This window comes from Pseudomonas syringae pv. tagetis, assembly GCF_022557255.1.
GTDB lineage: Bacteria > Pseudomonadota > Gammaproteobacteria > Pseudomonadales > Pseudomonadaceae > Aquipseudomonas > Aquipseudomonas caricapapayae.
Map to the genome: position 1 here is coordinate 4,946,072 of NZ_CP092923.1, position 23,145 is coordinate 4,969,216.

Consider the following 23,145-nt stretch of genomic DNA (forward strand, 5'->3'; position numbering starts at 1 on the left):
GGTGGGTATGGGCAACAGACCACTGAGTGTCGTCCGGCCCGGAACGGTTCCGGCAGTTGAAGGTAAATAGATGCGTGATCGCTGGAAATTCGAGTGGATGTGCCCGGTTCACGCCGCCGATGACTAAATCGATCTCGACCCTCTCATGTGGGCGAGCCCCCTACAGAACGAGCCTTGCGCCTGCGGCACATCCATGATTTCAGACCTTGTCGAAACCCGCGTGAACGGCGTCACTGGTCAAGATGACTGCCTTTCATATGCCAGATAAAACCCGATGGGGTAGAATAGCCGCCTTTTCCGCCATGCCCCCTTGAGGACTGCCATGTTCAGCCGTGATTTGACTATCGCCAAGTACGACGCCGATCTGTTTGCCGCCATGGAGCAAGAAGCTCTGCGTCAGGAAGAACACATCGAGCTGATTGCCTCGGAAAACTACACCAGTCCGGCCGTCATGGAAGCTCAGGGCTCGGCCCTGACCAACAAGTACGCAGAAGGCTATCCGGGCAAGCGCTACTACGGTGGTTGCGAGTACGTCGACGTTATCGAACAACTGGCCATCGACCGCGCCAAGGAGCTGTTCGGCGCTGATTACGCCAACGTCCAGCCACACGCGGGTTCGCAAGCCAACTCGGCGGTCTACCTGGCCCTGCTGCAAGGCGGCGACACCATTCTGGGCATGAGCCTGGCTCACGGTGGTCACCTGACCCACGGCGCCAGCGTTTCGTCCTCGGGCAAGCTGTACAACGCCGTTCAGTACGGCATCGACGCCAACGGCATGATCGACTACGACGAAGTCGAGCGCCTGGCCGTCGAGCACAAGCCGAAAATGATCGTCGCAGGCTTCTCTGCCTACTCGCAGATCCTCGACTTCCCGCGCTTCCGCGCAATCGCCGACAAGGTCGGTGCCTACCTGTTCGTCGACATGGCTCACGTAGCCGGTCTGGTCGCCGCAGGCGTCTACCCGAACCCGGTGCCATTCGCTGACGTCGTGACCACCACCACCCACAAGACCCTGCGCGGCCCACGTGGCGGCCTGATCCTGGCGCGCGCCAACGCCGAAATCGAGAAGAAGCTGAACTCCGCGGTATTCCCTGGCTCCCAAGGCGGCCCGCTGGAGCACGTCATCGCAGCCAAGGCCGTGTGCTTCAAGGAAGCGCTGCAGCCTGAGTTCAAGACCTACCAGCAGCAAGTGGTCAAGAACGCCAAGGCCATGGCCGGTGTGTTCATCGAGCGTGGCTTCGACGTCGTCTCCGGCGGTACCGAAAACCACCTGTTCCTGCTGTCGCTGATCAAGCAGGACATCTCCGGTAAAGACGCCGACGCCGCCCTGGGTCGCGCCTTCATCACCGTCAACAAGAACTCCGTTCCAAACGACCCACGCTCGCCGTTCGTCACCTCCGGCCTGCGCTTCGGCACCCCGGCAGTGACCACTCGCGGCTTCAAGGAAGCTGAGTGCAAGGAACTGGCGGGCTGGATCTGCGACATCCTGGCTGACCTGAACAACGACACCGTGATCGACGCCGTTCGCGAGAAGGTCAAGGCCATCTGCGCGAAGCTGCCGGTTTACGGCGCTTGATAAGCCTGGTTTAAACGCAGTACCAAAAAGCCCCGGCTCGTGAGAGCCGGGGCTTTTTGCTGCGTGCTCAAAGCATTTCCAAGCCAGATATCAGTCCTTTCTTTCCTGAACTGCAGCAATTTCCTACAGAACATCAGCATCAAATGCGCAAGCATGCGTGGCTTGCATACACGAGCGTGAACATGATTCCTGTCGCCAGACTCACCGACCCACATGCCTGCCCGATACCCGGCCACGGACTTACATCTCTGGTCTCCGCCAGCCCCACCGTTCTCGTCAATGGCCTGCCGGTCGCCCGGACAGGCGACCGGGCCGCTTGCGGGGCCGTCATTGTTTCCGGCTTCACCAACATACTCGTCGACGGACGCCCCATGGCTCACATGGGGAGCCTCGGCAGCCATGGTGGCACCCTCATTACCGGAAGCCAGGACAGCTTCGGCGGTAGTTGACTTCGCAGGGCCCGGTGCAAATCATGAGTAATAAATCGAGCCTGCGCGCCCCCTGTCACCCCACCATTGCCGCAAACCCCGCCCGAATCTTCTCCTCCGGCAACTCATCGGCAATAAATACGATCACGCTCTCGCGCTGCTCGCCTTTGGCCCACTCCGCATCCCAGTCGAAGCCGTACAGCTTGAGGACGCCCTGGAACACCATCTTGCGGGGCTCGTCTTCAATGTTGAGCACACCTTTATAGCGCAGCAGTTGCTTGCCGTGGTCTTCGAGCAGCTCGTTCATGAACTCGCTGAGGCGGTCCAGGTTCAGCGGTTTTTCACTGCGCAGGACCAGGCTGCTGATGCGGTCAGCGGAATTGCCGGTCGGGGCCAGTGGGCGCAGGATCATGCCGCCGCCGAGGTCGGCGTTGAGGTTGAAGCCGCGTACGTCGAGCAGTTCGGCGAGGTCGATCCTGCCGTGCTCGACGATACGGATCGGCGCGCGGCGGTTGATGCGGGTCAGGCGCGCGCTCAGGGCATCGAAGGCTGCATCGTCGACCAGATCACGCTTGCTGACCAGCAACCGGTCGGCAAAGCCGATCTGCGCCTGGGCGATGGTTTGCGCCAGGTGAGTATCGGCGTGCGCGGCGTCGACCAGGGTGATGATGCCGTCGAGGATGTAACGCTCGCGCAGCTCTTCATCGATGAAAAAGGTCTGCGCGACCGGCGCGGGATCGGCCAGCCCGGTGCATTCGATTACCAGCCGGTCGAACACGATCTCGCCGCTGTCCAGACGCTCCAGCAGCAGGTACAGCGCCTTGGTCAGGTCAGTGTGGATGGTGCAGCAGACGCAACCGTTGGACAGGGTCATGATCTGCACCGGGTCGGTGCCGAGCAACTGGCTGTCGATGCCTGCATCGCTGAATTCGTTTTCGATCACGGCGATTTTCAGGCCGTGTTCGGCCTTGAGCAGGTGGCGCAGCAAGGTGGTCTTGCCGGCGCCCAGAAAGCCGGTCAGCACGGTCACGGGGATGGGTTGCAGCTCAGTCATAAGGCTCCTGGCGAGGCATTCAGCTGAAATGAAAACGCGCCACAGGTGATGGCCTGCGGCGCGTCGGATCAAACAATAACGCAGATCAGCGGATCAACAGCATTTCGGACCGGCCTTGCCGCCGTAACGCGCCTCCTGCCGCTCCCGAAAGAACTGCTCATAGGTCATCACCGGCTTGTCCGGGTGGGTGTTCTGCATGTGCTCTACGTAAGTGTCGTAGTCCGGCATGCCCACCATCAGGCGCGCGGCCTGACCGAGGTATTTGCCGAGGCGACTCAGGTCATTGAACATGGGCAAATCCTCTATGGGTAAGCATGGTCACACCTGCGACGCTGGCGGCATGGCCTGGAACGGAGCTTCGTTGTCGGTGCGCTCCTTGGTGCTCCAGGCCGCTCGGCCGACTTTAATGGCGTAGAACAGGATGCTGAACACCACGAACAGGAACAGCACGGTCAGCCCGGCGTTGGTGTAAGCGTTGAAGATCACATGCTGCATCTGATCCATGGTCTTGGCCGGGGCCAGAATCTGACCGGCATCGGCCGCTGCACTGTATTTTTTCGCCAACGCCAGGAAGCCGACGGCGGGGTTGGCGTCGAACAGCTTGATCAGGCCGGCGGTCACGGTGCAGATCAGTAGCCAGGCGGCAGGCAGCATGGTCACCCATACATAGCGCTGACGCTTCATCTTGATCAGCACAACGCTGGCCAGCATCAGGGCGATACCGGCAAGCATCTGGTTAGAGATACCAAACAGCGGCCACAGGGTATTGATGCCGCCCAGCGGGTCGATCACGCCTTGATACAGCAGATAACCCCATAGCGCCACGCAGCCGCCGGTGCCGATGGCATTGGCCGTCCATGACTCGGTGCGTTTCAGGGCCGGCACGAAGCTGCCGAGCAGGTCCTGCAGCATGAAGCGGCCGGCACGTGTGCCGGCGTCGACCGCAGTCAGAATGAACAGCGCCTCAAACAGAATCGCGAAGTGGTACCAGAACGCCATGGTGTTTTCACCCGGCAGCACCTGATGGAGGATCTGCGCGATACCGACGGCCAGCGTCGGAGCACCACCGGCACGGGCCAGCACGGTGTTTTCACCGATGTCTTTCGCCACAGCGGTCAGTTGCTCCGGCGTGATGGCAAAGCCCCAGCTGGACACGGTCTGCGCGACAGTTACCACGTCACTGCCGACCACCGCAGCAGGGCTGTTCATGGCGAAGTACACACCCGGCTCGATCACCGAAGCGGCAACCATTGCCATGATGGCCACGAAGGATTCCATCAGCATGCCGCCGTAACCGATGTAGCGGGCGTTCTTTTCGTTATCCAGCAGCTTGGGCGTCGTGCCCGACGAGATCAGTGCGTGGAAACCCGATACCGCACCGCAGGCAATGGTGATGAACAGGAACGGGAACAATGCGCCCTTCCAGACCGGGCCTGTGCCGTTGGTGAACTGGGTCAGGGCCGGCATTTTCAGCTCGGGCGCCAGAATCAGGATGCCGATTGCCAGTGCCAGAATGGTGCCGATTTTCAGGAAGGTCGACAGGTAGTCACGTGGCGCAAGCAGCAGCCAGACCGGCAGCATTGCGGCGACAAAACCATAACCCACGAGCATCCAGGTGATCTGCACGCCGGTGAAAGTGAACATCGGGCCCCAGGTCGGATCGGCCGCCACCGCGCCGCCTACCCAGATGGAAGCCAGCAGCAGGAGGACACCGATAATGGAGATTTCACCGATGCGGCCCGGACGGATGTAGCGCATGTAGATGCCCATGAACATCGCCGTCGGGATCGTCGCCATGACCGTGAACATGCCCCACGGACTCTCGGCCAGGGCTTTGACCACGATCAGCGCCAGCACCGCCAGGATGATGATCATGATCAGGAAACAGCCGAACAAGGCGATGGTCCCGGGAATACGGCCCATTTCCTCGCGCACCATGTCGCCCAGCGAGCGACCGTTGCGACGCGTGGAAAGGAACAGGATCATGAAGTCCTGCACCGCACCCGCCAGCACCACGCCGGCAATCAGCCAGAGCGTGCCGGGCAGATAACCCATTTGCGCTGCCAGCACCGGGCCGACCAGCGGACCTGCGCCAGCGATGGCCGCAAAATGGTGACCGAAAAGAATATGTTTATTGGTCGGCACATAGTCCAGACCGTCGTTGTTGACCACCGCCGGTGTCGCGCGCAACGGATCGAGCTGCATGACATGGGTGGCGATGAACAGACTGTAGTAACGATAAGCAACCAGATAAATGGCCACCGCAGCAACCACTATCCACAAGGCGTTGATCGCCTCACCGCGACGCAAGGCCACGACCCCAAGGGCACATGCCCCGACAATTGCGACGATGAGCCAGGGAACATGGCGCATCAGACTATTATTATTTTTCATTTTTTTTATTCCAGCAGAGTTGACTAGAAGGCAAGCAGTGCGAGTTTAGCGCCGGATCAGCGAAAGGCCACCCCCAACCATGGTCTAGACCGAAATTAGATCAATTGCGGCAGATACCCGGCATAGAGGGCTGGAATGGACTCGACAGATGGTTGCCTGGTCACAAAACCGTGACACAGAACTGTTGCGCAATGGCTTTCAGGTCTATCGTGCATGGACAACAGAATCGATCAGATAACGACCTGCCCGCTGACCTCGGGTGCGGTCAACAAGAGAGTTCATTCGATGACCGACTCACATGCGGATCGCCGTCGTTTCAAGCGCATTGCCTTCGACGCCAAAACCGATTTGAACCAGGGCAGCCAGACCTGGAAGGTTCAACTGATCGACCTTTCCCTGAAAGGTCTGCTGATCGAACGACCTGAGTCATGGACGGGCGATCAGGCCCGGCCCTTCGAGGTCGATATACGCCTGAGCAATGATGCGCACGTGAAAATGGACGTCGAAATGACCCACGATAATAACCGGCAACTTGGTTTTGTCTGCCGGCATATCGGGCTGGAGTCGATCAGCCATTTGCGGCGACTGATCGAGCTCAATCTTGCGGATCAGGCCGAACTGGACCGCGAACTGGCAGCATTGATCGAACTCTAGACCGGTCTACTCGAACAGCGCATCGAGTGCCTGCTCAAGGCGCGTGACGGCGATGATCTGCAGGCCGGGTGGTGCTTCCTTCGGCGCGTTGCCTTTAGGCACGATGGCACGTTTGAAGCCGTGCTTGGCGGCCTCCTTGAGGCGCTCCTGCCCGCTGGGCACCGGCCTGACCTCACCGGACAGCCCTACTTCGCCAAACACCAGCAAGTCGTGCGGCAACGGACGATTGCGCAGGCTGGACATCACTGCCGCCATCAAGGCCAGATCGGATGCGGTTTCCAGCACTTTCACACCGCCCACCACGTTGAGAAACACGTCCTGATCATGGGTCGGAATACCGCCGTGTCGATGCAGCACCGCCAGCAGCATGGCTAGGCGATTCTGATCCAGGCCCAGCGTCACACGGCGCGGATTGGACATGTGGCTATCGTCGACCAGTGCCTGAACCTCCACCAGCATCGGCCGCGTGCCTTCCCAGGTAGCCATGACCACACTGCCCGGCACTTCTTCCTGCGCACGAGTAAGAAAAATCGCCGACGGGTTGGAGACTTCTTTAAGCCCCTTGTCGGTCATGCCGAATACGCCCAGCTCGTTTACCGCGCCAAAGCGGTTCTTCACCGCCCGCAGCAGCCGCAGGCGACCATCCGACTCGCCCTCGAAATACAATACGGTGTCGACCATGTGCTCAAGCACACGCGGGCCGGCCAGGGCGCCTTCCTTGGTGACATGACCAACCAGGAAGATCGCAGTACCGCTTTGTTTGGCGTAACGCACCAGTAAGGCGGCGCTTTCACGAACCTGAGACACGCCGCCCGGTGCGGATTGCAATTGCTCGGTGAAAATTGTCTGGATCGAATCGATCACCATGACCTTGGGCTTCTCGACCTTTGCCGTGGCAATGATGGTCTCGATGCAGGTTTCGGTCATGACCCGCAGCTTGTCCTGCGGCAGCCCCAGACGACGGGCGCGCATGGCCACCTGCTGCTGGGATTCCTCACCGGTGACATACAACGCAGGCATGCGCTGGGCGATATTGCACAGCGTCTGCAAGAGGATCGTGGATTTGCCGATGCCGGGGTCGCCGCCGATCAACACCACCGAACCATCGACCAGACCACCGCCCAGCACTCTGTCCAGTTCGGTGGAGTTGGTGGAAAAGCGCGGAATTTCTTCAACGCTGACTTCCGCCAGAGTCCTGATCTGCGCCTGAGAACCGGTCCAGCCGGTACGCCCGCTGGGTGGCGCGGCGGCACCACTTTCAAGCATGGTTTCGACCAGTGTGTTCCACGCACCGCATTCGCCGCACTGGCCCGCCCACTTGGGAAATGTCGCGCCGCACTCGGTGCAGCCGTACAAGCGTTTGGCCTTGGCCATGACAACCCCAGTCGTAAAAAACGCCCATGATAACGCAGGTTGCGGCACCTGCCAGTCGCTGGGCGACAACTGCTTTTGAAAACCGGATAAAACTTACGCGGACGACTCCGGTCGATTGAACGTGGCACGGGCGGCATTAGTGCGTCTGGGCTACACTCATTCGGATCAAATTTATCTGCTACAAGGAATTACCCCATGAGCGTGCTTAAGGAATTCAAGGCATTCGCGGTCAAAGGCAACGTAGTCGATATGGCCGTCGGTATCATCATCGGCGCGGCATTTGGCAAGATCGTTTCTTCGTTCGTCGGCGATGTCATCATGCCGCCGTTGGGCCTTTTAATTGGCGGCGTTGACTTCAGTGACTTGGCCGTTACCCTGCGTCCTGCGCAAGGTACTGCCCCGGCTGTGCTGCTGGCATACGGCAAGTTCATCCAGACCGTCATCGACTTCATCATTGTTGCATTCGCAATCTTCATGGGCGTCAAGGCCATCAACCGCCTCAAGCGCGAAGAGGCCAAGGCCCCTACCCTGCCACCGACGCCTTCCAAGCAGGAAGTCCTGTTGAGCGAAATTCGTGACCTGCTTAAGGAACAGAACACACCGTCAGCGCCAGTCACTGTGGACCCTGCTCGTTCACTTTGATTGAGTAAGACCTGAGGACTATCGTCCCCATGCTCCGCGTGGGGACGCATTTCCGGATGCTCTGCGTCTAGCGTTAAGTGCAGTGACGCAGAGCGTCACGAACTGCATTCCGACGCGGAGCATCGGCACGATAGTCATCAGCTTTCGCCCCGTGCCTTTAACCACACTGCTCTAAAAACGCTTTTCAACCGTGATCGCACAAACGACGCCAAGTGCGACGTAAGTGACGGCTGAGTCCTGATGCTGATCCGAGTCGAACCCAAATCCCCCTGGGACCACAGAACCGCCGTGTGACGCAGACGGGCCTGCCATCCCCCTACCAATACGTCTCCACCGCAACCTGCCCCGGCTTGCGTGACAGGCTCAGGCGCATGTCACGCTGCTTGAGCAATGCGCGTGTGTCGTCAATCATCTGCGGGTTACCGCACAGCATCACCCGCGAATGCTCCGGTGTCAGTGCGATACCTGCCGCGCGCTCAAGCTCTCCGTTTTCGATCAACTGCGTAATGCGGCCATTCAGTGCACCGGGATGCTGTTCGCGGGTCACAGTCGGTAGGAACAGAAACTTGTCCGCGTACTCGACCAGGTATTCACGCTGCATCAGTTCGCCAATCAGTTGCTGATAGGCCAGCTCGCGTGACTCACGGACGCTGTATACCAGAATGACCCGCTCGAACTTCTCCCAGACTTCGAAATCCTGCAGGATCGACAGAAACGGGGCGACTCCCGTACCGGTGGACAACAACCACAGATCGCGTCCGTCGACAAAGCGGTCCAGGGTCAGGTAACCAAATGCCTGCTTTTCCACCATCAGTTCGTCACCTTCACGCAGCCGACTCAATTCGCTGGTGAATTCGCCGTCCGGCACCACGATGGAAAAGAACTCCAGAAACTCGTCGTGCGGTGATGAAACCATCGAGTAGGCACGCCATACCGTGGTGCCGTCGGCTTTGGTCACACCGAGGCGCGCAAACTGCCCTGCCCGAAAGCGAAAGCCGGGATCACGTGTGGTGCGCAGAGTGAACAGACTCGTGGTCAGCGGCGTGACACGCTGCAATGTCTGTCGGGTGAATTTGTCATCACTGACGGTCATGGTGTGCTTTGAACTCCCGAATATGAAAAGCAGAACTCAGTGTCCCGCAAAGCGGGCTCGATAAACACCGGCTGTTTGTGTTGAATTACCCGGCGGCCTGCCCTGCGACTTAGAGTATTTGGTTCTTGAATCAGCCAATGCATGATCGAACATGAACAGGGCAAATTGTCTCGACCTCTCTTGCACAGGCGTTCCAGCCAAAAGGCCGATAACGCATTGCCAAGTGCCATCAGCCCATCCGTCCGGGTGCCCCTCCAAAGCGCAGATTGCCGTGTATTTGTTCCTAGACTGGATAAACGAACAGCAAGGTCTGTATACGTCATGCAAGGAGGCCACATGAACACAATGGACATAAAGTTTTCGCAGCCCTCGCCAGCAAAAAGCCTGACTCAGAGAGAAATAGAAGTCCTCAAGTGGTCTGCCGAAGGCAAGACAGCTGGCGACATTGCAATGATTCTCTGCCTGAAGGAGCGCACCATTCACTTCCATATTGCCAGTGCCATTCAAAAAATGGGGGTCTGCAACAAGACCGCTGCTGCGGTCCAGGCCGCGCTAAGCGGCATGTTCTGACTGAAGCCGTCAGTTAGACTGCAATCAAACAGGTATCGAAGCAAAAAAATACGTAAAATCGTCTGCCTCAGCGAGCCCACCCATCATCGGGCTCACTGACATACCTTCGATTGCACAGAGTTCTCCCGCCAATGCCCCTGCTCATCAGTCCCTTCGCTGAACTTGATCTCATTCGCCAGCCCGAGCAACAGGATGAGCCGCTGCAGGCATTCGATGCCGCTGACGAGTACCTGCTCAATCATGTTGCAGAAACGGGCCTGAGCCTGCAAAGCCGGGTTCTGGTGCTCAATGACAGTTTCGGCGCGCTGGCTGCGAGCCTGGCACCCCATGCCACCGTGATCAGCAGCAGCGACTCGTTCCTGGCTGCGCAAGGTCTGGAAAAGAACCTGGCGCGCAACGGCATGAGTTACGACGCAGTGCCGCACATTCCAGCCAGCGAGCCGTTGAACGGGCCTTTTGACTGGGTGTTGATCCGGGTCCCGAAGACCCTGGCGTTGCTGGAAGAGCAGTTGATACGTCTGCAAGGTCAGTTGGCCCCCGGTGCGCGGGTTATCGCAGCAGCCATGGTCAAGCATTTGCCACGCTCGGCCGGCGACTTGCTGGAGGAGTATGTGGGGCCGGTGCAAGCGTCACTGGCGGTGAAAAAAGCCCGGCTGCTGTTCGCCACGCCGCAGACCAGAGAGGTGCGCCTTTCACCTTATCCGACCCGTTACCGTCTGGACGAGCCGGCCATCGAACTGCTCAACCACGCCAACGTGTTCTGCCGGGACGGACTGGACATCGGCACTCGTGCATTCCTGCCTTATCTGCCGAAAAACCTCGGCACAGCAAGAGTCGCAGACTTGGGGTGCGGCAACGGGGTGCTGGCCATTGCCAGTGCGCTGGACAACCCGCAGGCGCAGTACACGCTGGTCGACGAGTCGTTCATGGCCGTGCAGTCGGCAGCCGAAAACTGGCGCGCAACACTGGGCGAGCGCGAGGTGGTCGTTCGGGCGGCTGACGGGCTGGACACGCAGGAGCCCGACTCGCTGGACGTGGTGCTGTGCAACCCACCCTTCCACCAGCAGCAGGTGGTGGGTGACTTTCTCGCCTGGCGCATGTTCCTCCAGGCCCGTGCCGCACTGGTGACAGGCGGTGCGCTGTACATCGTCGGCAATCGCCACCTGGGTTATCACACCAAGCTGTCGCGTCTGTTCCGGGGCGTCGAGCAGGTCGCGGCCACTCCAAAATTCGTGATTCTGAAAGCGCGCAAATAATCTACGGCCCAAAAAAAGACCCTCTTGTCACCGCAGGTGGCAAGAGGGTCGCAAAACGTGTCCGGGGACACGAACGGGAATTCAGAATCAGTGCGTCGTCAGGCCCGCAGCGCTCATGAACATGCGCATCAGGCTGGCCACGATGAACAGCGCGAAGACACTGCCCGCCCAGATACCGACCAGCCAGGCCAGTCGTTGCCAGAGCGGTTTGCTCAGGGCTGGATCGGGATCGTGCATGGGATTTTTACCAGACATCGCCAATCTCCTCGGTTCGGACTAGTGATAACCGTCTGCGGCTGTCACCTTGCCGCGGAAAACGTAGTAGCTCCAGAAGGTGTAGCCCAGGATGAACGGAATGATGAACAGCGTGCCGACCAGCATGAAACCCTGGCTCTGCGGCGGCGCGGCGGCTGCCCAGATCGATACCGACGGCGGAATGATGTTTGGCCACAGGCTGATGCCCAGTCCGCTGTAACCCAGAAAGATCAGCAACAGGGTCAGCAGGAAAGGCGTGTAGTGCGCATTACGGGCGACAGCCTTGAACAGCCCGTACATGGTCACCAGCACCAGAACCGGCACAGGCATGAACCACAACAGATTGGGCATGCTGAACCAGCGATGCGCAATGTCCGCATGGGCCAGCGGTGTCCAGAGGCTGACCACGCCCATCACCGCGAGCACGGCCAGGGCCAGAGGACGGGCCAGATCGTGCATCGCCTTCTGCAACGACCCTTCGGTTTTCATGATCAGCCAGGTGCAGCCCAGCAGCGCATAGGCGACGATCAAGGCCAGGCCACAGAACATCGGGAACGGCGCAAGCCAGTCCAGCGAACCGCCAGCGAACTGGCGGTCGACCACTGGAATGCCCTCAATGAAAGCCCCCAGTGCCACACCTTGAAAGAAGGTTGCCGCCAGCGAACCGCCGATGAAAGCCTTGTCCCACAGGTGGCGTTTTTCTTCCGTTGCCTTGAAGCGAAATTCGAACGCCACGCCGCGAAAGATCAGACCCATGAGCATGAACATCAGCGGCAGGTACAGCGCAGACAAAACCACCGAGTACGCCAGCGGGAACGCACCGAACAACGCTGCGCCGCCCAGTACCAGCCAGGTCTCGTTGCCGTCCCAGACCGGCGCGACGGTGTTCATCATCACGTCACGGTCGGAACTGTCTTTCATGAACGGGAAGAGAATCCCGATACCCAGATCGAAGCCATCCATCACCACGTACATCATGATGCCGAAGACGATGATGATGGCCCAGATCAGCGGAAGATCGATACCCATGGCTTAAATCCCCTTGCCGAGACGGTCAAGATTGTCGCCATCTTCTTCGCCTTCAACAGCAGCGGAGAGCGGACGGGCCGGTGTGCGTTGCTGGCCGGGGCCACCGTGCGGCACATGTTCGACGTAGGCTTTGGGCCCCTTGCGAACCAGGCGCATCATGTAGCCAAGACCTGCGCCGAACAGCACGAAGTAGACAACCACGAAGAGCATCAGGGTAATGCTCATCTGCGCCACACTGTGTCCGGAAGAAGCATCGGCGGTGCGCATCAGACCATAGACCACCCAAGGCTGACGGCCGATTTCGGTGGTGAACCAGCCGGCGAGAATGGCGATCAGGCCGGACGGCCCCATCCATAGCGCCATGTACAGGAACGGACGCGAGTTATACAGCGTGCCGCGCTTGCGCAGCCAAAGGCTCCACAGGCCGGTAAAGATCATCAGCATGCCGAGAGCAACCATGACCCGGAACGACCAGAACACGATCAGCGAGTTGGGGCGGTCCTCGGGTTTGAACTCCTTGAGCGCCGGCACTTGCTTGTCCAGACTATGGGTCAGGATCAGGCTGCCCAGGTACGGAATTTCCACCGCGAACCTGGTGCGCTCTTCCTTCATGTCGGGAATGCCGAACAGGATCAGCGGGGTCGGTTCGTCACCGATGTTTTCCCAATGGCCTTCAATGGCGGCAATCTTCGCAGGCTGATGCTTGAGCGTGTTAAGACCATGAAAGTCGCCGACAACCGCCTGAATCGGGGCCACCAGCAGCGCCATCCACATGGCCATCGAGAGCATTTTGCGCACGGCGGGTGTGTCTCGACCCCGCAACAGATGCCAGGCCGCCGACGAGCCGACAAAAAAAGCCGTGGCCACGAACGCGGCGATTGCCATGTGCGTCAGGCGATAAGGGAACGAAGGGTTGAAAACCACCGCGAACCAGTCGGTCGGAATGACACGACCGTCAATGATTTCAAAACCTTGTGGTGTCTGCATCCAGCTGTTGGACGACAGAATCCAGAACGTCGAGATCAGCGTACCGATGGCAACCATCACCGTGGAGAAGAAGTGCAGCTTGCGCCCGACCCGGTTCCAGCCGAACAGCATCACCCCGAGAAAGCCTGCTTCAAGGAAGAACGCGGTCAGCACTTCGTAGGTCAGCAGCGGGCCGGTGACAGCACCTGCAAAATCGGAGAAGCGACTCCAGTTGGTGCCGAACTGATAGGCCATGACCAGCCCGGAGACCACGCCCATGCCGAAGTTGACGGCAAAGATCTTCGACCAGAAATGGTACAGGTCACGGTAGACGTCATCGCGGGTCTTCAGCCACAGCCCTTCGAGCACAGCCAGGTAACTTGCCAGACCAATGGTGATGGCAGGAAACAGGATATGAAACGAAATGGTGAATGCGAACTGGATTCGGGCGAGATCTATAGCCTCTAAACCGAACATAAGATGTTCCTCTCTCAGATGAAACCTGCTGCCGGCAGCGAGCCAACAGCTATTGCCCCCACGGTAATGAGTGCTTATGTTTCTTTATTCTGGCGTTCTCAATGGCGAAAACGCTGGTCGACGCACTGATCACTGCCTTAATGCAATGATGCAGATCAATCGACCATGAAAGAGTAGTCCTGTTCAGCCGTTGAAGTCGTGTGGTCTTTTGTCGCGTGGCGAGTTGTCTCACCGGTAGAGCACTTGCAGACGCCTATCGTTCCTCACGCTCCAGCGTGGGAATGCCGTTCGTGACGCTCTGCGTCACACCTGCGCCGCTCCACCTACGCAAGAGGACGCAGAGCGTCCAGAACCGCATGCCAACGCAGAGCGTTGGCACGATAAACAGTTGGATTTACGCGCGCGGTTACAACAGCTTGTCCAGCGTGATCGGAAACTCGCGTATCCGTTTGCCGGTGGCGTGGTAGATGGCGTTGGCAATCGCTGCCGGCACACCCACAATGCCGATTTCGCCGACCCCCTTGGAACCCAGCGCGTTGACGATGTCATCGTTTTCTTCGACGAACAGCACGTCAATGTCCCCGATGTCGGCGTTAACCGGAATGTGGTATTCGGCCAGGCTGTGGTTCATCGGACGACCCAGCGTGTGGTCAAGCATGGCTTCTTCCTGAAGCGCCATGCCCATTCCCCAGACAACGCCGCCCAGAATCTGGCTGCGTGCCATTTTCGGGTTCACTACCCGACCCGCGGCTACAGCGCTGACCACCCGATTGACTTTGATAGTGCCCAGGTCCTCGTCGACCAGCACTTCGACGAACACCGCCGAGTGCGTCGCAGCTGCATAGGCTTCACGCTTTTTGTCGGGTTCGGCGTCAACCTGCACCTCGATCACGCCGTTGGTCTGGGACGCTGCCAGCTCCGCCATCGACAGCGCCTGGTCGCCCACATACAGCCTGCCGGCTTCGAAACGGACGTCGTCCGGCGTGGCTGAAACAAGCTGTGGGTGCAGCCCCTTGGCCACTTCCAGTACCTGACGCTGCAAGGCCTGACACGCCTGCTGGACCGCGGTGCCGACTGAGGAAACCGTAAAGGAGCCGCCCTGCAAAGGCGCGGTCGGCAGCGAAGAGTCACCCAGCAGGAAGGTGACATTCTCTACATCGATACCTGATGCTTCGGCGGCGATCTGCGTCATGACGGTATACGTACCGGTGCCGATGTCCGTGGTGGCGCTACTGACCACCAGGCTGCCATCTGCCTCAAGACGCGCCTTGGCGCTGGCTTTCATCTGCATGGCTTCCCAGACACCGCCCGCCATGCCCCAACCCACTAACTGGCGGCCTTGGCGCATGCTGCGCGGCTCAGGGTTGCGACTGTCCCAACCAAAGCGCTCGGCTCCCTGTTTGTAGCACTCGCGCAACTCTTTGCTGGAATACGGCTTGTCCTCGTCACCATTGCGCTCAGCGTAATTGGTCAGACGCAGACGCACCGGGTCGATAGCCAGTGCGCAGGCCAGTTCATCCATTGCGCATTCCAGACCGATCATGCCCAGCGCGGCACCCGGGGCACGCATGTCCAAAGGCGTGAACACATCCAGCGGCACCAGCTTGTAGGTCAACTGCACGTTGTCACAGTGGTAAAGCATGCCGCTCCATTCCACAACGTGCTCGCTGAAGTCCTCGAAACGTGACGTCTGGCCAATGGCTTCGTGGCCCACAGCCAGCAGACGGCCGTTGGCAGCAGCGCCCAGGCGCAGACGTTGAATGGTGCGAGGGCGATAGCCGAAAGTGAACATCTGTTGCCGCGTCAGGGTCAGGCGCACCGAGCGTTTCAGATGCAATGCCGCCATCACCGCCAGCGGCAACTGGTATTGCGGGCGCAGGCCTGAACCGAAGGCACCACCGACAAAGGCAGCCAGCACGCGAATCCTGTCCTTTTCCAGACCGAAGATCTTGTGCAGATAGTCCTGACAGTTCTGCGTGCCCTGCGTCTTGTCATGAATCTGCAAACTGCCGTCAGCCTGGTACAGCACGGTCGAAGCATGCGGCTCCATAGGATTGTGGTATTCGCTGGGCGTGCTGTACGTCACATCGACGCTCAGCGCGGAACTCGCCAGCTCACCTTCGAAGTTGCCACGCGCAGGCGGCAGTTCGGCAGGCGCGTCGTACGCCGTGTCGAGCATCGTCTGCAGGTCAGTCTCGTGCGCTTGCTGCTCGTATTCGATACGCACCAGCGAGCCCGCATGCCGCGCCAGCTCCAGCGTATCGGCGACAACCAGCGCAAGTGGCTGGCCGCTGTACATCACATTGTCGTTGTAGAAAGGGCGAAACGGCGAACCGTCGGCCGAATCGGCGTCTTCGTAATTCTCGTCGTAGCTGGCCAGCGAGGGACGATTGGTGTGGTCGATAACGGCAACGACGCCCGGCACCTTCAATGCTTCTCGGGTATCGATGCTGACAACGCGGCCATTGGCGATCGTGCTGGAGACCACGCTGCCATACAGCAGGCCTTCTTCAGGGTACTCACCGGCGTAACGCGCACCGCCTGTCACTTTCAGTCGACCGTCGACGCGGTCCACTGGCTTGCCCAATGGCGAAAATGGCTGATTCATTGAGCGCTCCCTCCTGTTGCGGCGTCGCTCAGGGCACGAATAATCGCGCGGCGGGCCAACCTGACTTTGAAACCGTTGTGCTCAAGGGACTGCGCGTCTTCAAGCATGGCGTCAGCCGCAGCGGCGAAGTTCTCGCGAGTGACCGGTTTGCCGATCAACAACGCCTCGACCGCCTTGTCGCGCCATGGCTTGTGCGCGACACCGCCCAGCGCCAGACGCACGTCACGTATCACTTCACCGTCCAGTTCGATTGCAGCCGCGACCGATACCAGGGCAAACGCATAAGATGCGCGGTCACGGATTTTCAGGTAAGCGTTGTGGCTGACGAAGCCCTGTGCCGGCAGCTCGACCGCGATGATCAACTCGTCATCGGCCAGTTGATTGTCACGTTGCGGCGCGTCGCCCGGCAGGCGGTGGAAATCCGCGAACTCAATGGTGCGGCGACCGGCGCGTCCTTCGACATGCACCACGGCTTCCAGCGCAGCCAGCGCCACGCACATGTCAGACGGATGAGTGGCGACACACTCGTCACTGGCACCCAGAATCGCGTGAATGCGATTCAGACCTTCACGCGCCGGGCAGCCGCTGCCAGGCTCACGCTTGTTGCACGGCACACCGGTGTCGTAGAAGTAGTAGCAACGGGTGCGTTGCAGCAGGTTGCCACCGGTGCTGGCCATGTTGCGCAGTTGCGGCGAGGCTCCGGCCAGCACGGCTTTGCTCAGCAGCGGATAACGCGCCTCGATCAGCGGGTGGTAAGCCAGATCGGCGTTGCTGACCAGCGCACCGATCATCAGCCCGCCAGAAGCCGTTTCGCTGACGTCTCTCAACGGCAGGCCGGTGATATCGATCAAGTGTTCCGGCGTAGCGACGTTTTCTTTCATCAGGTCGAGCAGGTTGGTGCCACCCGCGATGAAACGTGTGGCGGGCCCGCTCAAATTGACGGCGGCGCTGACATCGGTCGGCTTGCTGTAGGTAAACGGGTTCATGCGTTCACCTCCGGATTGGCTGCCGCATTGTGAAACTGTGGCAAGGCCTCTTCGACAGCGGCCAGGATGTTGCTGTACGCACCGCAGCGGCACAGATTGCCGCTCATCAGTTCCTGGATCTCGGCACGCGTACTGGCGCGCCCTTCGTTGGCCAGCCCCACGGCCGAGCAGATCTGCCCGGGGGTGCAATAGCCGCACTGGAACGCATCGTTCTTGATGAACGCCTGCTGCATCGGATGCAACGTGTCGCCGTCGGCAAGGCCTTCGATGGTGATCAGCTCGGCACCGTCGCACATGATCGCCAACGTCAGACAGGCATTGATGCGCGTGCCGTCGCGCAGTACGGTACACGCACCACACTGGCCGTGGTCGCAGCCTTTCTTGGTGCCGACCAGATCAAGCTGATCACGCAACAGATCCAGCAAGGTGGTCCAGGACAGCACGTCCAGCTGGCGTGGCTGGCCGTTCAGGGTCAGGGAAATCGCATGGGTTGCGAAGTCCTGGGGGTTCGGGGTCGTTGCACTCATGGAAACCTCACGGTAGGTACTCACTTAGCGCACTTTTATGCGTCTTAAGGGGTGGGACTTCGCGAGGTTTGCAACGTTCACGCTTTATGGATGAGCGTGCAGATGATCAAAATGCACTCATCCACAGGCAGCCATCCCGGCAAGCTGCTGGTATGATGCGCGGCTTTTTCCGACCCGCCGTAAGTCAGACGGGCTGCCTCGCAGCCTGTGCTTTGCTGTTGGAGTCGATCATTCACGACGCACGCCGCGTCACGGAGAGCCAGACATGCTGGAAAGGCTGTTTCAACTCAAGGCACATAACACCAACGTGCGGACCGAGATTCTTGCGGGCGTCACGACTTTCCTGGCGATGGCTTACATCCTGTTCGTCAACCCGAGCATCCTTGGCGAAACCGGCATGGACAAGGGCGCGGTGTTCGTCGCCACCTGTCTGGCCGCGGCCATCGGCTCGACGGTCATGGGCCTGATCGCCAACTACCCGATCGCGCTCGCGCCGGGCATGGGCCTGAACGCTTTCTTTACCTACACCGTGGTCCTGCACATGGGCCATACCTGGCAAGTTGCACTGGGGGCCGTGTTCATCTCGGCGGTGATGTTTTTCATTCTGTCGATCTTCCGCATCCGCGAATGGATCATCAACAGCATCCCCCTGCCCCTGCGCTCGGCCATCGCCGCTGGTATCGGTCTGTTTCTGGCGCTGATTGCCCTGCACAACGCCGGAATCGTGGTCAGCAACCCGGCCACCATGATCGGCATGGGCGACCTCAAGCAACCCGCTCCGGTGCTGGCCACGCTGGGTTTCTTTCTGATCGTCGCGCTGGACCACCTCAAGGTGCGTGGCGCCGTACTGATCGGCATTCTGGCCGTGACGCTGGTCTCCATTGCGCTGGGCTTCACGCCATTCGGCGGCCTGGTATCGATGCCGCCTTCGCTGGCACCGACCTTCATGCAACTGGACATCATGGGCGCGCTGGACGTCGGCCTGGTCAGCATCATCTTCGCCTTCCTGTTTGTGGATATCTTCGATAACTCCGGCACACTGATCGGTGTGGCCAAACGCGCCGGGCTGATGGGCAAGGACGGACACATGCCGAAAATGGGCCGTGCGCTGATTGCCGACAGTACTGCCGCAATGGCCGGTTCCCTGCTGGGCACTTCGACCACCACCAGCTACATCGAGTCAGCTGCAGGCGTGAGTGCCGGTGGCCGTACAGGTTTGACCGCTGTGGTGGTCGCCGTGCTGTTCCTGTTGGCACTGTTCTTCGCCCCGCTGGCTGGCAGCGTACCGGCCTTCGCGACGGCCCCGGCGCTGCTCTTCGTCGCGGTGCTGATGGCATCCGGCATGGCTGAAATCGACTGGGACGATATTACTGTTGCAGCACCGGTGGTGATTACCGCCCTGGCAATGCCGTTCACCTATTCCATTGCCAACGGCATCGCCTTTGGCTTCATTTCCTGGACCGCGATCAAACTGCTGTCGGGCCGCTGGCGCGAGCTGAATTCTGCGCTGGTGATCCTGTCGATCCTGTTCGTGATCAAGCTGGGCTGGTTCAACGCATGAGTGTTCCCTTCGACCCTGCGAGCTACGACCGTCAGCTCGAAGAAAAAACCGTCCGCCTGCGCGAACTGCTGGCCCCATTCGATGCGCCAGAACCGCAAGTGTTCGACTCGCCACGCGAACGCTATCGGCTACGCGCCGAGTTTCGCCTGTGGCGTGAAGATCAGAAGCGCTATTACGCGATGTTCGCGCCGGGCGACAACAGAACACCGATCCTGCTGGACGGTCTGCCGATTGCCAGCGAGCGCATCAACGCACTGATGCCGGTGCTACGCGAGCGCTGGGAAGCCAGCCCGACGCTTAATCACAAGCTGTTTCAGGTGGACTTCCTGACCACGCTGGCGGGCGACGCGATGATCACCATGTGCTATCACCGCCCGCTCGACGCTGATTGGCAAGCCGCGGCCGAACAGTTGGCTGCCGAACTGGAGGTCAGCCTGATTGGCCGTTCCAAGGGTCAGAAGCTGGTCATCGGCCATGATTACGTGATCGAGAAGCTCGATGTGGCTGGCCGTACGTTCAGCTATCGCCAACCGGAGGGCGCGTTCACCCAGCCCAACGGCACCGTGAACGGCAAAATGCTCAACTGGGCCTTTGATGCGCTCGGCGAGCGACAGGACGACCTGCTGGAGCTGTACTGCGGCAACGGCAACTTCACCCTGCCGCTGGCCACCCGGGTGCGCAAAGTACTGGCGACCGAAATCAGCAAGACCTCGGTCAATGCCGCGCTGAGCAATCTGGATGACAACGGCGTGGGTAACGTCACCCTGGTGCGCCTGTCGGCCGAAGAACTGACCGAAGCACTGAATGAGGTGCGGCCGTTCCGCCGTCTGCAGGGCGTGGACCTGAAGAGCTACGATTTCGGCAGCGTGTTCGTCGATCCGCCCCGCGCCGGCATGGACCCTGATACCTGCGAACTCACCCGCCGCTTCGAACGGATTCTGTACATCTCCTGCAACCCGGACACCCTGGCCGCCAACATCGCCCAGTTGCACGACACCCACCGGGTCGAACGCTGCGCCCTGTTCGATCAGTTTCCGTATACCCACCACATGGAATCCGGGGTGCTGCTGGTTCGGCGCTGAGACTTGTCTGACTGACTATCGTGCGACGCTCCGCGTCGCATGCCGTTCTTCTGCGTCCGGTCTTGAATGTGCAGCGCAGCGCAGATCTGTGACGCAGAGCGTCACACAAGGCATTCCCCAAGCGGGAGCGTGAGGAACGATAATTACCCGACCGTACGGTTATCGTGCCCTCCCACGAAACTGTCAGAATATTTATTAGCTTCCTATCGATACGCTGAGGTATAAACCGAAAACGTGAATTAGCCGCTTCGATGGGATCCCTTTCTTGAGCTCTGAGTCTTCCGCTTCTTCTGCCCCGGTCAAGTTGTCCAGTCAGCCCGGTTTCGTCAGTTTTATCCTTTCGCGTCTGATGGCAGTGTTTGCCATGCAGATTCAGGCGGTGGTCGTTGCCTGGCAGGTCTATGACATGACCCGCGAGCCGATGGCGCTGGCCTATGTCGGTCTTGCTCAGTTCATTCCCATGTTGCTGCTATTGATGCCCGCCGGAGACCTGATCGATCGTTACAACCGCAAGGTTATCCTGATGATCAGTTGGGGCGTGCAAGCTGTCTGCGGCGTCATTCTGTTCGTGTTTTCAGTGCTGAAGCTGCAGGACCTGCGGTTGATCTACGGTGCTCTGATGCTGTACGGCTGCGCCCGCGCCTTTACCGGTCCAGCCCTGCAAAGCCTGTTGCCGCAGATTGTCCCGCGTGACCAACTGGCGTCGGCCATCGCCACCAACAGTGTGATCATGCGCTGCTCGACCGTCGGCGGCCCGCTGATCGGTGGCTATCTGTACTGGCTGGGCGGCGCAGAGCTGACGTATTCCGTCTGCGTGGCGGCGTTCATCGCCGGGGTCCTGCTGCTCGCGCCGGTCGCTACGCCCTTTGTCGGCAAGCCGGTGGAACCGGGCTCCAGCGCATGGGGGCGGTTCACAGCAGGCATTGCCTTCATTCGCTCGCGGCCGATCATACTCGGTACTATTTCGCTGGACCTGTTCGCCGTGCTGCTCGGTGGCGTCGTGGCGCTGCTGCCGATCTACGCCCACGAGGTGCTGCACCTCGGGCCACAAGGGCTGGGCATGCTACGTGCGTCAATGAGCCTGGGTGAACTGGGCGTCGGTATTTACCTGAGCATGCGCCCGCTGGACCGCAACGTCGGCATGACCATGTTCCTTGCCGTCGGCCTGTTCGGCGTGGCAAACCTGGTATTTGCGCTGTCGACACTGTTCTGGCTGTCATGCATGGCGCTGTTGATTGCGGGCGCCGCGGACATGGTCAGCGTCTATATTCGCTCGGCGCTGGTGCAGTTTTCGACGCCAGACAACATGCGCGGTCGGGTCAACGCCGTGAACATGCTGTTTATCGGTTCCTCCAACGAGCTGGGCGAGTTCCGGGCAGGCACCAGCGCCTCGCTGGTCGGCGCAATCCCTGCGGCAATCATGGGTGGCGTCTGCACCCTGGGAGTGGTTGGCGCGTGGATGGCGGGTTTCAAATCACTGCGCCAGGTCGACCGTTTTGCCGATGCCTCGCCACCGGACACGCTCAAGACACATCCCGTGAAACAGGCCTGACAGCGTCAGACACCGGGAAAACAAGACCGGGGCTGCGCTTGCGCGAACCAATCAGCCCTATTGCACCTCTATACCCTCGCATCCTGCACATGCTGGCCGGAACGCCGGACTGGCGCAGACCTGTATCAGCAGCGACACTCATTGCACGACAAAAAGAGGGATCCGACATGCTCTGGAAAAAAGGCCGACGTAGCGACAACGTAGTCGATGCGCGCGATGGCGGCAGCAGTGGTGGCGGCGGAGGCATGCGCATCGGCGGCAAGGGGCTGGGTCTGGGCGGCATTGTGATTATTGTCGCCATCGGCCTGCTGACTGGCCAGGACCCGATGCAGATTCTTGGGCAGTTGACCGGGCAAGGCACCGAGCAAAGCGCTCCACCCAGCGCACAAACGCGTCAGGCGCCACCGGCCAACGACCAGCAAGCCGAATTCGTGCGTAGCATCCTCGGTGACACCGAAGACACCTGGCGCGCCGTGTTCGCTCAGAACGGTCGCGAGTACAAGGACCCGACGCTGGTGCTGTTCAGCGGTCAGGTCAACTCGGCCTGTGGTCGCGCCACCTCGGCAACCGGCCCGTTCTATTGCCCGGCTGACCAGCAGGTCTATCTGGACATGGATTTCTTCCGCGAAATGGCGCAACGCTTTTCCGCTGCTGGCGACTTCGCCCAGGCTTACGTGATCGCCCACGAAATCGGGCACCATGTGCAGACCCTGCTGGGCATTTCTGCCAAGGTCGACAAGGCTCGTCAGGCCGGGCAGAAAATGGAAGGCGCTAACGGTTTACTGGTCCGTCAGGAGCTCCAGGCGGACTGCTTTGCAGGTGTTTGGGCCTACAACGCACAAAATCGTTTAAACTGGCTCGAGCCGGGTGATATTGAAGAGGCGTTGAACGCGGCCAACGCTATCGGCGATGATCGCTTGCAACAGCAAAGCAGTGGTCGAGTCGCTCCGGACTCTTTCACTCACGGGACGTCTGCACAGCGTGTTCGCTGGTTCAAGGCAGGCTTTGCCCAAGGCCAAATCAATCAATGCGATACATTCGCCGCCAAGAGTCTCTGAGCA

At 59.9% G+C, this 23,145-nt stretch carries 20 protein-coding genes and 1 pseudogene; 10 read left to right on the forward strand and 11 right to left on the reverse strand.

What is annotated here, in order from left to right:
• Window positions 1-322: 322 nt before the first annotated feature.
• Both glyA and MME58_RS21970 read left to right on the forward strand, forming a co-directional pair.
• On the forward strand, window positions 323-1,576 hold the full coding sequence (gene glyA, locus MME58_RS21965) for a serine hydroxymethyltransferase (RefSeq protein WP_054984810.1): 1,254 nt from the start codon (window positions 323-325) through the stop codon (window positions 1,574-1,576).
• A 182-nt stretch (window positions 1,577-1,758) separates the two neighbouring features.
• Window positions 1,759-2,022 (forward strand): annotated as a pseudogene (locus tag MME58_RS21970) (PAAR domain-containing protein); the annotation flags it as partial.
• 58 nt (window positions 2,023-2,080) lie between these two features.
• On the opposite strand, the gene yjiA reads toward MME58_RS21970, so the two are convergent.
• The 3 genes from yjiA to MME58_RS21985 all read right to left on the reverse strand — a co-directional run bounded on the left by yjiA (window position 2,081) and on the right by MME58_RS21985 (window position 5,452).
• On the reverse strand, window positions 2,081-3,058 hold the full coding sequence (gene yjiA, locus MME58_RS21975; RefSeq protein WP_054984808.1) for a GTPase: 978 nt from the start codon (window positions 3,056-3,058) through the stop codon (window positions 2,081-2,083).
• Between the two features lie 93 nt (window positions 3,059-3,151).
• Window positions 3,152-3,349: a YbdD/YjiX family protein gene (locus tag MME58_RS21980; RefSeq protein WP_003313802.1), complete on the reverse strand. Its 198-nt coding sequence runs from the start codon at window positions 3,347-3,349 to the stop codon at window positions 3,152-3,154.
• 27 nt (window positions 3,350-3,376) lie between these two features.
• On the reverse strand, window positions 3,377-5,452 hold the full coding sequence (locus tag MME58_RS21985) for a carbon starvation CstA family protein (protein ID WP_054984807.1): 2,076 nt from the start codon (window positions 5,450-5,452) through the stop codon (window positions 3,377-3,379).
• A gap of 285 nt (window positions 5,453-5,737) precedes the next feature.
• On the opposite strand from MME58_RS21985, the gene MME58_RS21990 reads away from it, so the two are divergent.
• Window positions 5,738-6,106 (forward strand): PilZ domain-containing protein, encoded by a 369-nt coding sequence (locus MME58_RS21990; RefSeq protein ID WP_054984822.1) that lies wholly within the window; start codon window positions 5,738-5,740, stop codon window positions 6,104-6,106.
• Window positions 6,107-6,112: 6 nt separating this feature from the next.
• Here the strand turns inward: MME58_RS21990 and radA are convergent, their stop codons facing one another.
• On the reverse strand, window positions 6,113-7,480 hold the full coding sequence (radA, locus tag MME58_RS21995) for a DNA repair protein RadA (RefSeq protein ID WP_054984806.1): 1,368 nt from the start codon (window positions 7,478-7,480) through the stop codon (window positions 6,113-6,115).
• Between the two features lie 195 nt (window positions 7,481-7,675).
• Here radA and mscL point away from each other — a divergent pair, with 195 nt between their 5' ends.
• Window positions 7,676-8,122 (forward strand): large-conductance mechanosensitive channel protein MscL, encoded by a 447-nt coding sequence (mscL, locus tag MME58_RS22000; protein ID WP_054984805.1) that lies wholly within the window; start codon window positions 7,676-7,678, stop codon window positions 8,120-8,122.
• Between the two features lie 316 nt (window positions 8,123-8,438).
• Here mscL and MME58_RS22005 read toward each other — a convergent pair whose 3' ends face one another.
• The gene (locus MME58_RS22005; protein ID WP_054984804.1) at window positions 8,439-9,215 is read right to left on the reverse strand and encodes a ferredoxin--NADP reductase; all 777 of its coding nucleotides are present in this window, start codon (window positions 9,213-9,215) and stop codon (window positions 8,439-8,441) included.
• A 336-nt stretch (window positions 9,216-9,551) separates the two neighbouring features.
• Here MME58_RS22005 and MME58_RS22010 point away from each other — a divergent pair, with 336 nt between their 5' ends.
• The gene (locus MME58_RS22010) at window positions 9,552-9,785 is read left to right on the forward strand and encodes a helix-turn-helix domain-containing protein (RefSeq protein WP_082426990.1); all 234 of its coding nucleotides are present in this window, start codon (window positions 9,552-9,554) and stop codon (window positions 9,783-9,785) included.
• Window positions 9,786-9,916: 131 nt separating this feature from the next.
• The gene (locus MME58_RS22015) at window positions 9,917-11,041 is read left to right on the forward strand and encodes a methyltransferase (RefSeq protein WP_055004709.1); all 1,125 of its coding nucleotides are present in this window, start codon (window positions 9,917-9,919) and stop codon (window positions 11,039-11,041) included.
• An 87-nt stretch (window positions 11,042-11,128) separates the two neighbouring features.
• On the opposite strand, the gene MME58_RS22020 is transcribed toward MME58_RS22015, so the two are convergent.
• The 6 genes from MME58_RS22020 to MME58_RS22045 all read right to left on the reverse strand — a co-directional run bounded on the left by MME58_RS22020 (window position 11,129) and on the right by MME58_RS22045 (window position 17,889).
• Window positions 11,129-11,296, reverse strand: a complete 168-nt coding sequence (locus tag MME58_RS22020; protein WP_061447419.1) for a DUF2474 domain-containing protein — start codon at window positions 11,294-11,296, stop codon at window positions 11,129-11,131.
• 21 nt (window positions 11,297-11,317) lie between these two features.
• Entirely contained in the window at window positions 11,318-12,325 is a 1,008-nt protein-coding gene (gene cydB / locus MME58_RS22025; protein ID WP_054984802.1) for a cytochrome d ubiquinol oxidase subunit II, read from the reverse strand.
• A gap of 3 nt (window positions 12,326-12,328) precedes the next feature.
• The gene (locus MME58_RS22030) at window positions 12,329-13,768 is read right to left on the reverse strand and encodes a cytochrome ubiquinol oxidase subunit I (protein WP_055004710.1); all 1,440 of its coding nucleotides are present in this window, start codon (window positions 13,766-13,768) and stop codon (window positions 12,329-12,331) included.
• 406 nt (window positions 13,769-14,174) lie between these two features.
• The gene (locus MME58_RS22035) at window positions 14,175-16,376 is read right to left on the reverse strand and encodes a xanthine dehydrogenase family protein molybdopterin-binding subunit (protein ID WP_055004711.1); all 2,202 of its coding nucleotides are present in this window, start codon (window positions 16,374-16,376) and stop codon (window positions 14,175-14,177) included.
• A complete protein-coding gene (locus MME58_RS22040; RefSeq protein WP_055004712.1) occupies window positions 16,373-17,362 on the reverse strand; it encodes an FAD binding domain-containing protein in 990 nt (329 codons plus the stop codon). The genes MME58_RS22035 and MME58_RS22040 overlap by 4 nt, the downstream gene beginning before the upstream one ends.
• Window positions 17,359-17,889: a (2Fe-2S)-binding protein gene (locus MME58_RS22045; RefSeq protein ID WP_054984798.1), complete on the reverse strand. Its 531-nt coding sequence runs from the start codon at window positions 17,887-17,889 to the stop codon at window positions 17,359-17,361. Before MME58_RS22045 ends, MME58_RS22040 begins: the two co-directional genes overlap by 4 nt.
• Window positions 17,890-18,154: 265 nt before the next feature.
• On the opposite strand from MME58_RS22045, the gene MME58_RS22050 reads away from it, so the two are divergent.
• The 4 genes from MME58_RS22050 to ypfJ all read left to right on the forward strand — a co-directional run bounded on the left by MME58_RS22050 (window position 18,155) and on the right by ypfJ (window position 23,142).
• The gene (locus tag MME58_RS22050) at window positions 18,155-19,450 is read left to right on the forward strand and encodes an NCS2 family permease (protein ID WP_054984797.1); all 1,296 of its coding nucleotides are present in this window, start codon (window positions 18,155-18,157) and stop codon (window positions 19,448-19,450) included.
• On the forward strand, window positions 19,447-20,532 hold the full coding sequence (gene trmA / locus MME58_RS22055; protein WP_054984796.1) for a tRNA (uridine(54)-C5)-methyltransferase TrmA: 1,086 nt from the start codon (window positions 19,447-19,449) through the stop codon (window positions 20,530-20,532). Before MME58_RS22050 ends, trmA begins: the two co-directional genes overlap by 4 nt.
• A gap of 265 nt (window positions 20,533-20,797) precedes the next feature.
• Complete coding sequence (locus tag MME58_RS22060; RefSeq protein ID WP_055004713.1) at window positions 20,798-22,084, forward strand: MFS transporter; 1,287 nt, start codon at window positions 20,798-20,800, stop codon at window positions 22,082-22,084.
• 167 nt (window positions 22,085-22,251) lie between these two features.
• The gene (gene ypfJ, locus MME58_RS22065) at window positions 22,252-23,142 is read left to right on the forward strand and encodes a KPN_02809 family neutral zinc metallopeptidase (RefSeq protein ID WP_054984794.1); all 891 of its coding nucleotides are present in this window, start codon (window positions 22,252-22,254) and stop codon (window positions 23,140-23,142) included.
• Window positions 23,143-23,145: the final 3 nt, after the last annotated feature.

What these genes read in the sequence shown, in the direction of transcription:
- ypfJ (WP_054984794.1), top strand. Translation starts at nt 22,252, where the DNA reads ATGCTCTGGAAAAAAGGCCGACGTAGCGACAACGTAGTCGATGCGCGC.
- MME58_RS21990 (WP_054984822.1), top strand. Translation starts at nt 5,738, where the DNA reads ATGACCGACTCACATGCGGATCGCCGTCGTTTCAAGCGCATTGCCTTC.
- MME58_RS22050 (WP_054984797.1), top strand. Translation starts at nt 18,155, where the DNA reads ATGCTGGAAAGGCTGTTTCAACTCAAGGCACATAACACCAACGTGCGG.
- mscL (WP_054984805.1), top strand. Translation starts at nt 7,676, where the DNA reads ATGAGCGTGCTTAAGGAATTCAAGGCATTCGCGGTCAAAGGCAACGTA.
- MME58_RS22020 (WP_061447419.1), bottom strand. Translation starts at nt 11,296, where the DNA reads ATGTCTGGTAAAAATCCCATGCACGATCCCGATCCAGCCCTGAGCAAA.
- MME58_RS22005 (WP_054984804.1), bottom strand. Translation starts at nt 9,215, where the DNA reads ATGACCGTCAGTGATGACAAATTCACCCGACAGACATTGCAGCGTGTC.
- MME58_RS22010 (WP_082426990.1), top strand. Translation starts at nt 9,552, where the DNA reads ATGAACACAATGGACATAAAGTTTTCGCAGCCCTCGCCAGCAAAAAGC.
- MME58_RS22035 (WP_055004711.1), bottom strand. Translation starts at nt 16,376, where the DNA reads ATGAATCAGCCATTTTCGCCATTGGGCAAGCCAGTGGACCGCGTCGAC.
- yjiA (WP_054984808.1), bottom strand. Translation starts at nt 3,058, where the DNA reads ATGACTGAGCTGCAACCCATCCCCGTGACCGTGCTGACCGGCTTTCTG.
- MME58_RS21985 (WP_054984807.1), bottom strand. Translation starts at nt 5,452, where the DNA reads ATGAAAAATAATAATAGTCTGATGCGCCATGTTCCCTGGCTCATCGTC.
- glyA (WP_054984810.1), top strand. Translation starts at nt 323, where the DNA reads ATGTTCAGCCGTGATTTGACTATCGCCAAGTACGACGCCGATCTGTTT.
- MME58_RS21980 (WP_003313802.1), bottom strand. Translation starts at nt 3,349, where the DNA reads ATGTTCAATGACCTGAGTCGCCTCGGCAAATACCTCGGTCAGGCCGCG.
- MME58_RS22015 (WP_055004709.1), top strand. Translation starts at nt 9,917, where the DNA reads ATGCCCCTGCTCATCAGTCCCTTCGCTGAACTTGATCTCATTCGCCAG.
- MME58_RS22030 (WP_055004710.1), bottom strand. Translation starts at nt 13,768, where the DNA reads ATGTTCGGTTTAGAGGCTATAGATCTCGCCCGAATCCAGTTCGCATTC.
- MME58_RS22040 (WP_055004712.1), bottom strand. Translation starts at nt 17,362, where the DNA reads ATGAACCCGTTTACCTACAGCAAGCCGACCGATGTCAGCGCCGCCGTC.
- MME58_RS22045 (WP_054984798.1), bottom strand. Translation starts at nt 17,889, where the DNA reads ATGAGTGCAACGACCCCGAACCCCCAGGACTTCGCAACCCATGCGATT.
- cydB (WP_054984802.1), bottom strand. Translation starts at nt 12,325, where the DNA reads ATGGGTATCGATCTTCCGCTGATCTGGGCCATCATCATCGTCTTCGGC.
- radA (WP_054984806.1), bottom strand. Translation starts at nt 7,480, where the DNA reads ATGGCCAAGGCCAAACGCTTGTACGGCTGCACCGAGTGCGGCGCGACA.
- trmA (WP_054984796.1), top strand. Translation starts at nt 19,447, where the DNA reads ATGAGTGTTCCCTTCGACCCTGCGAGCTACGACCGTCAGCTCGAAGAA.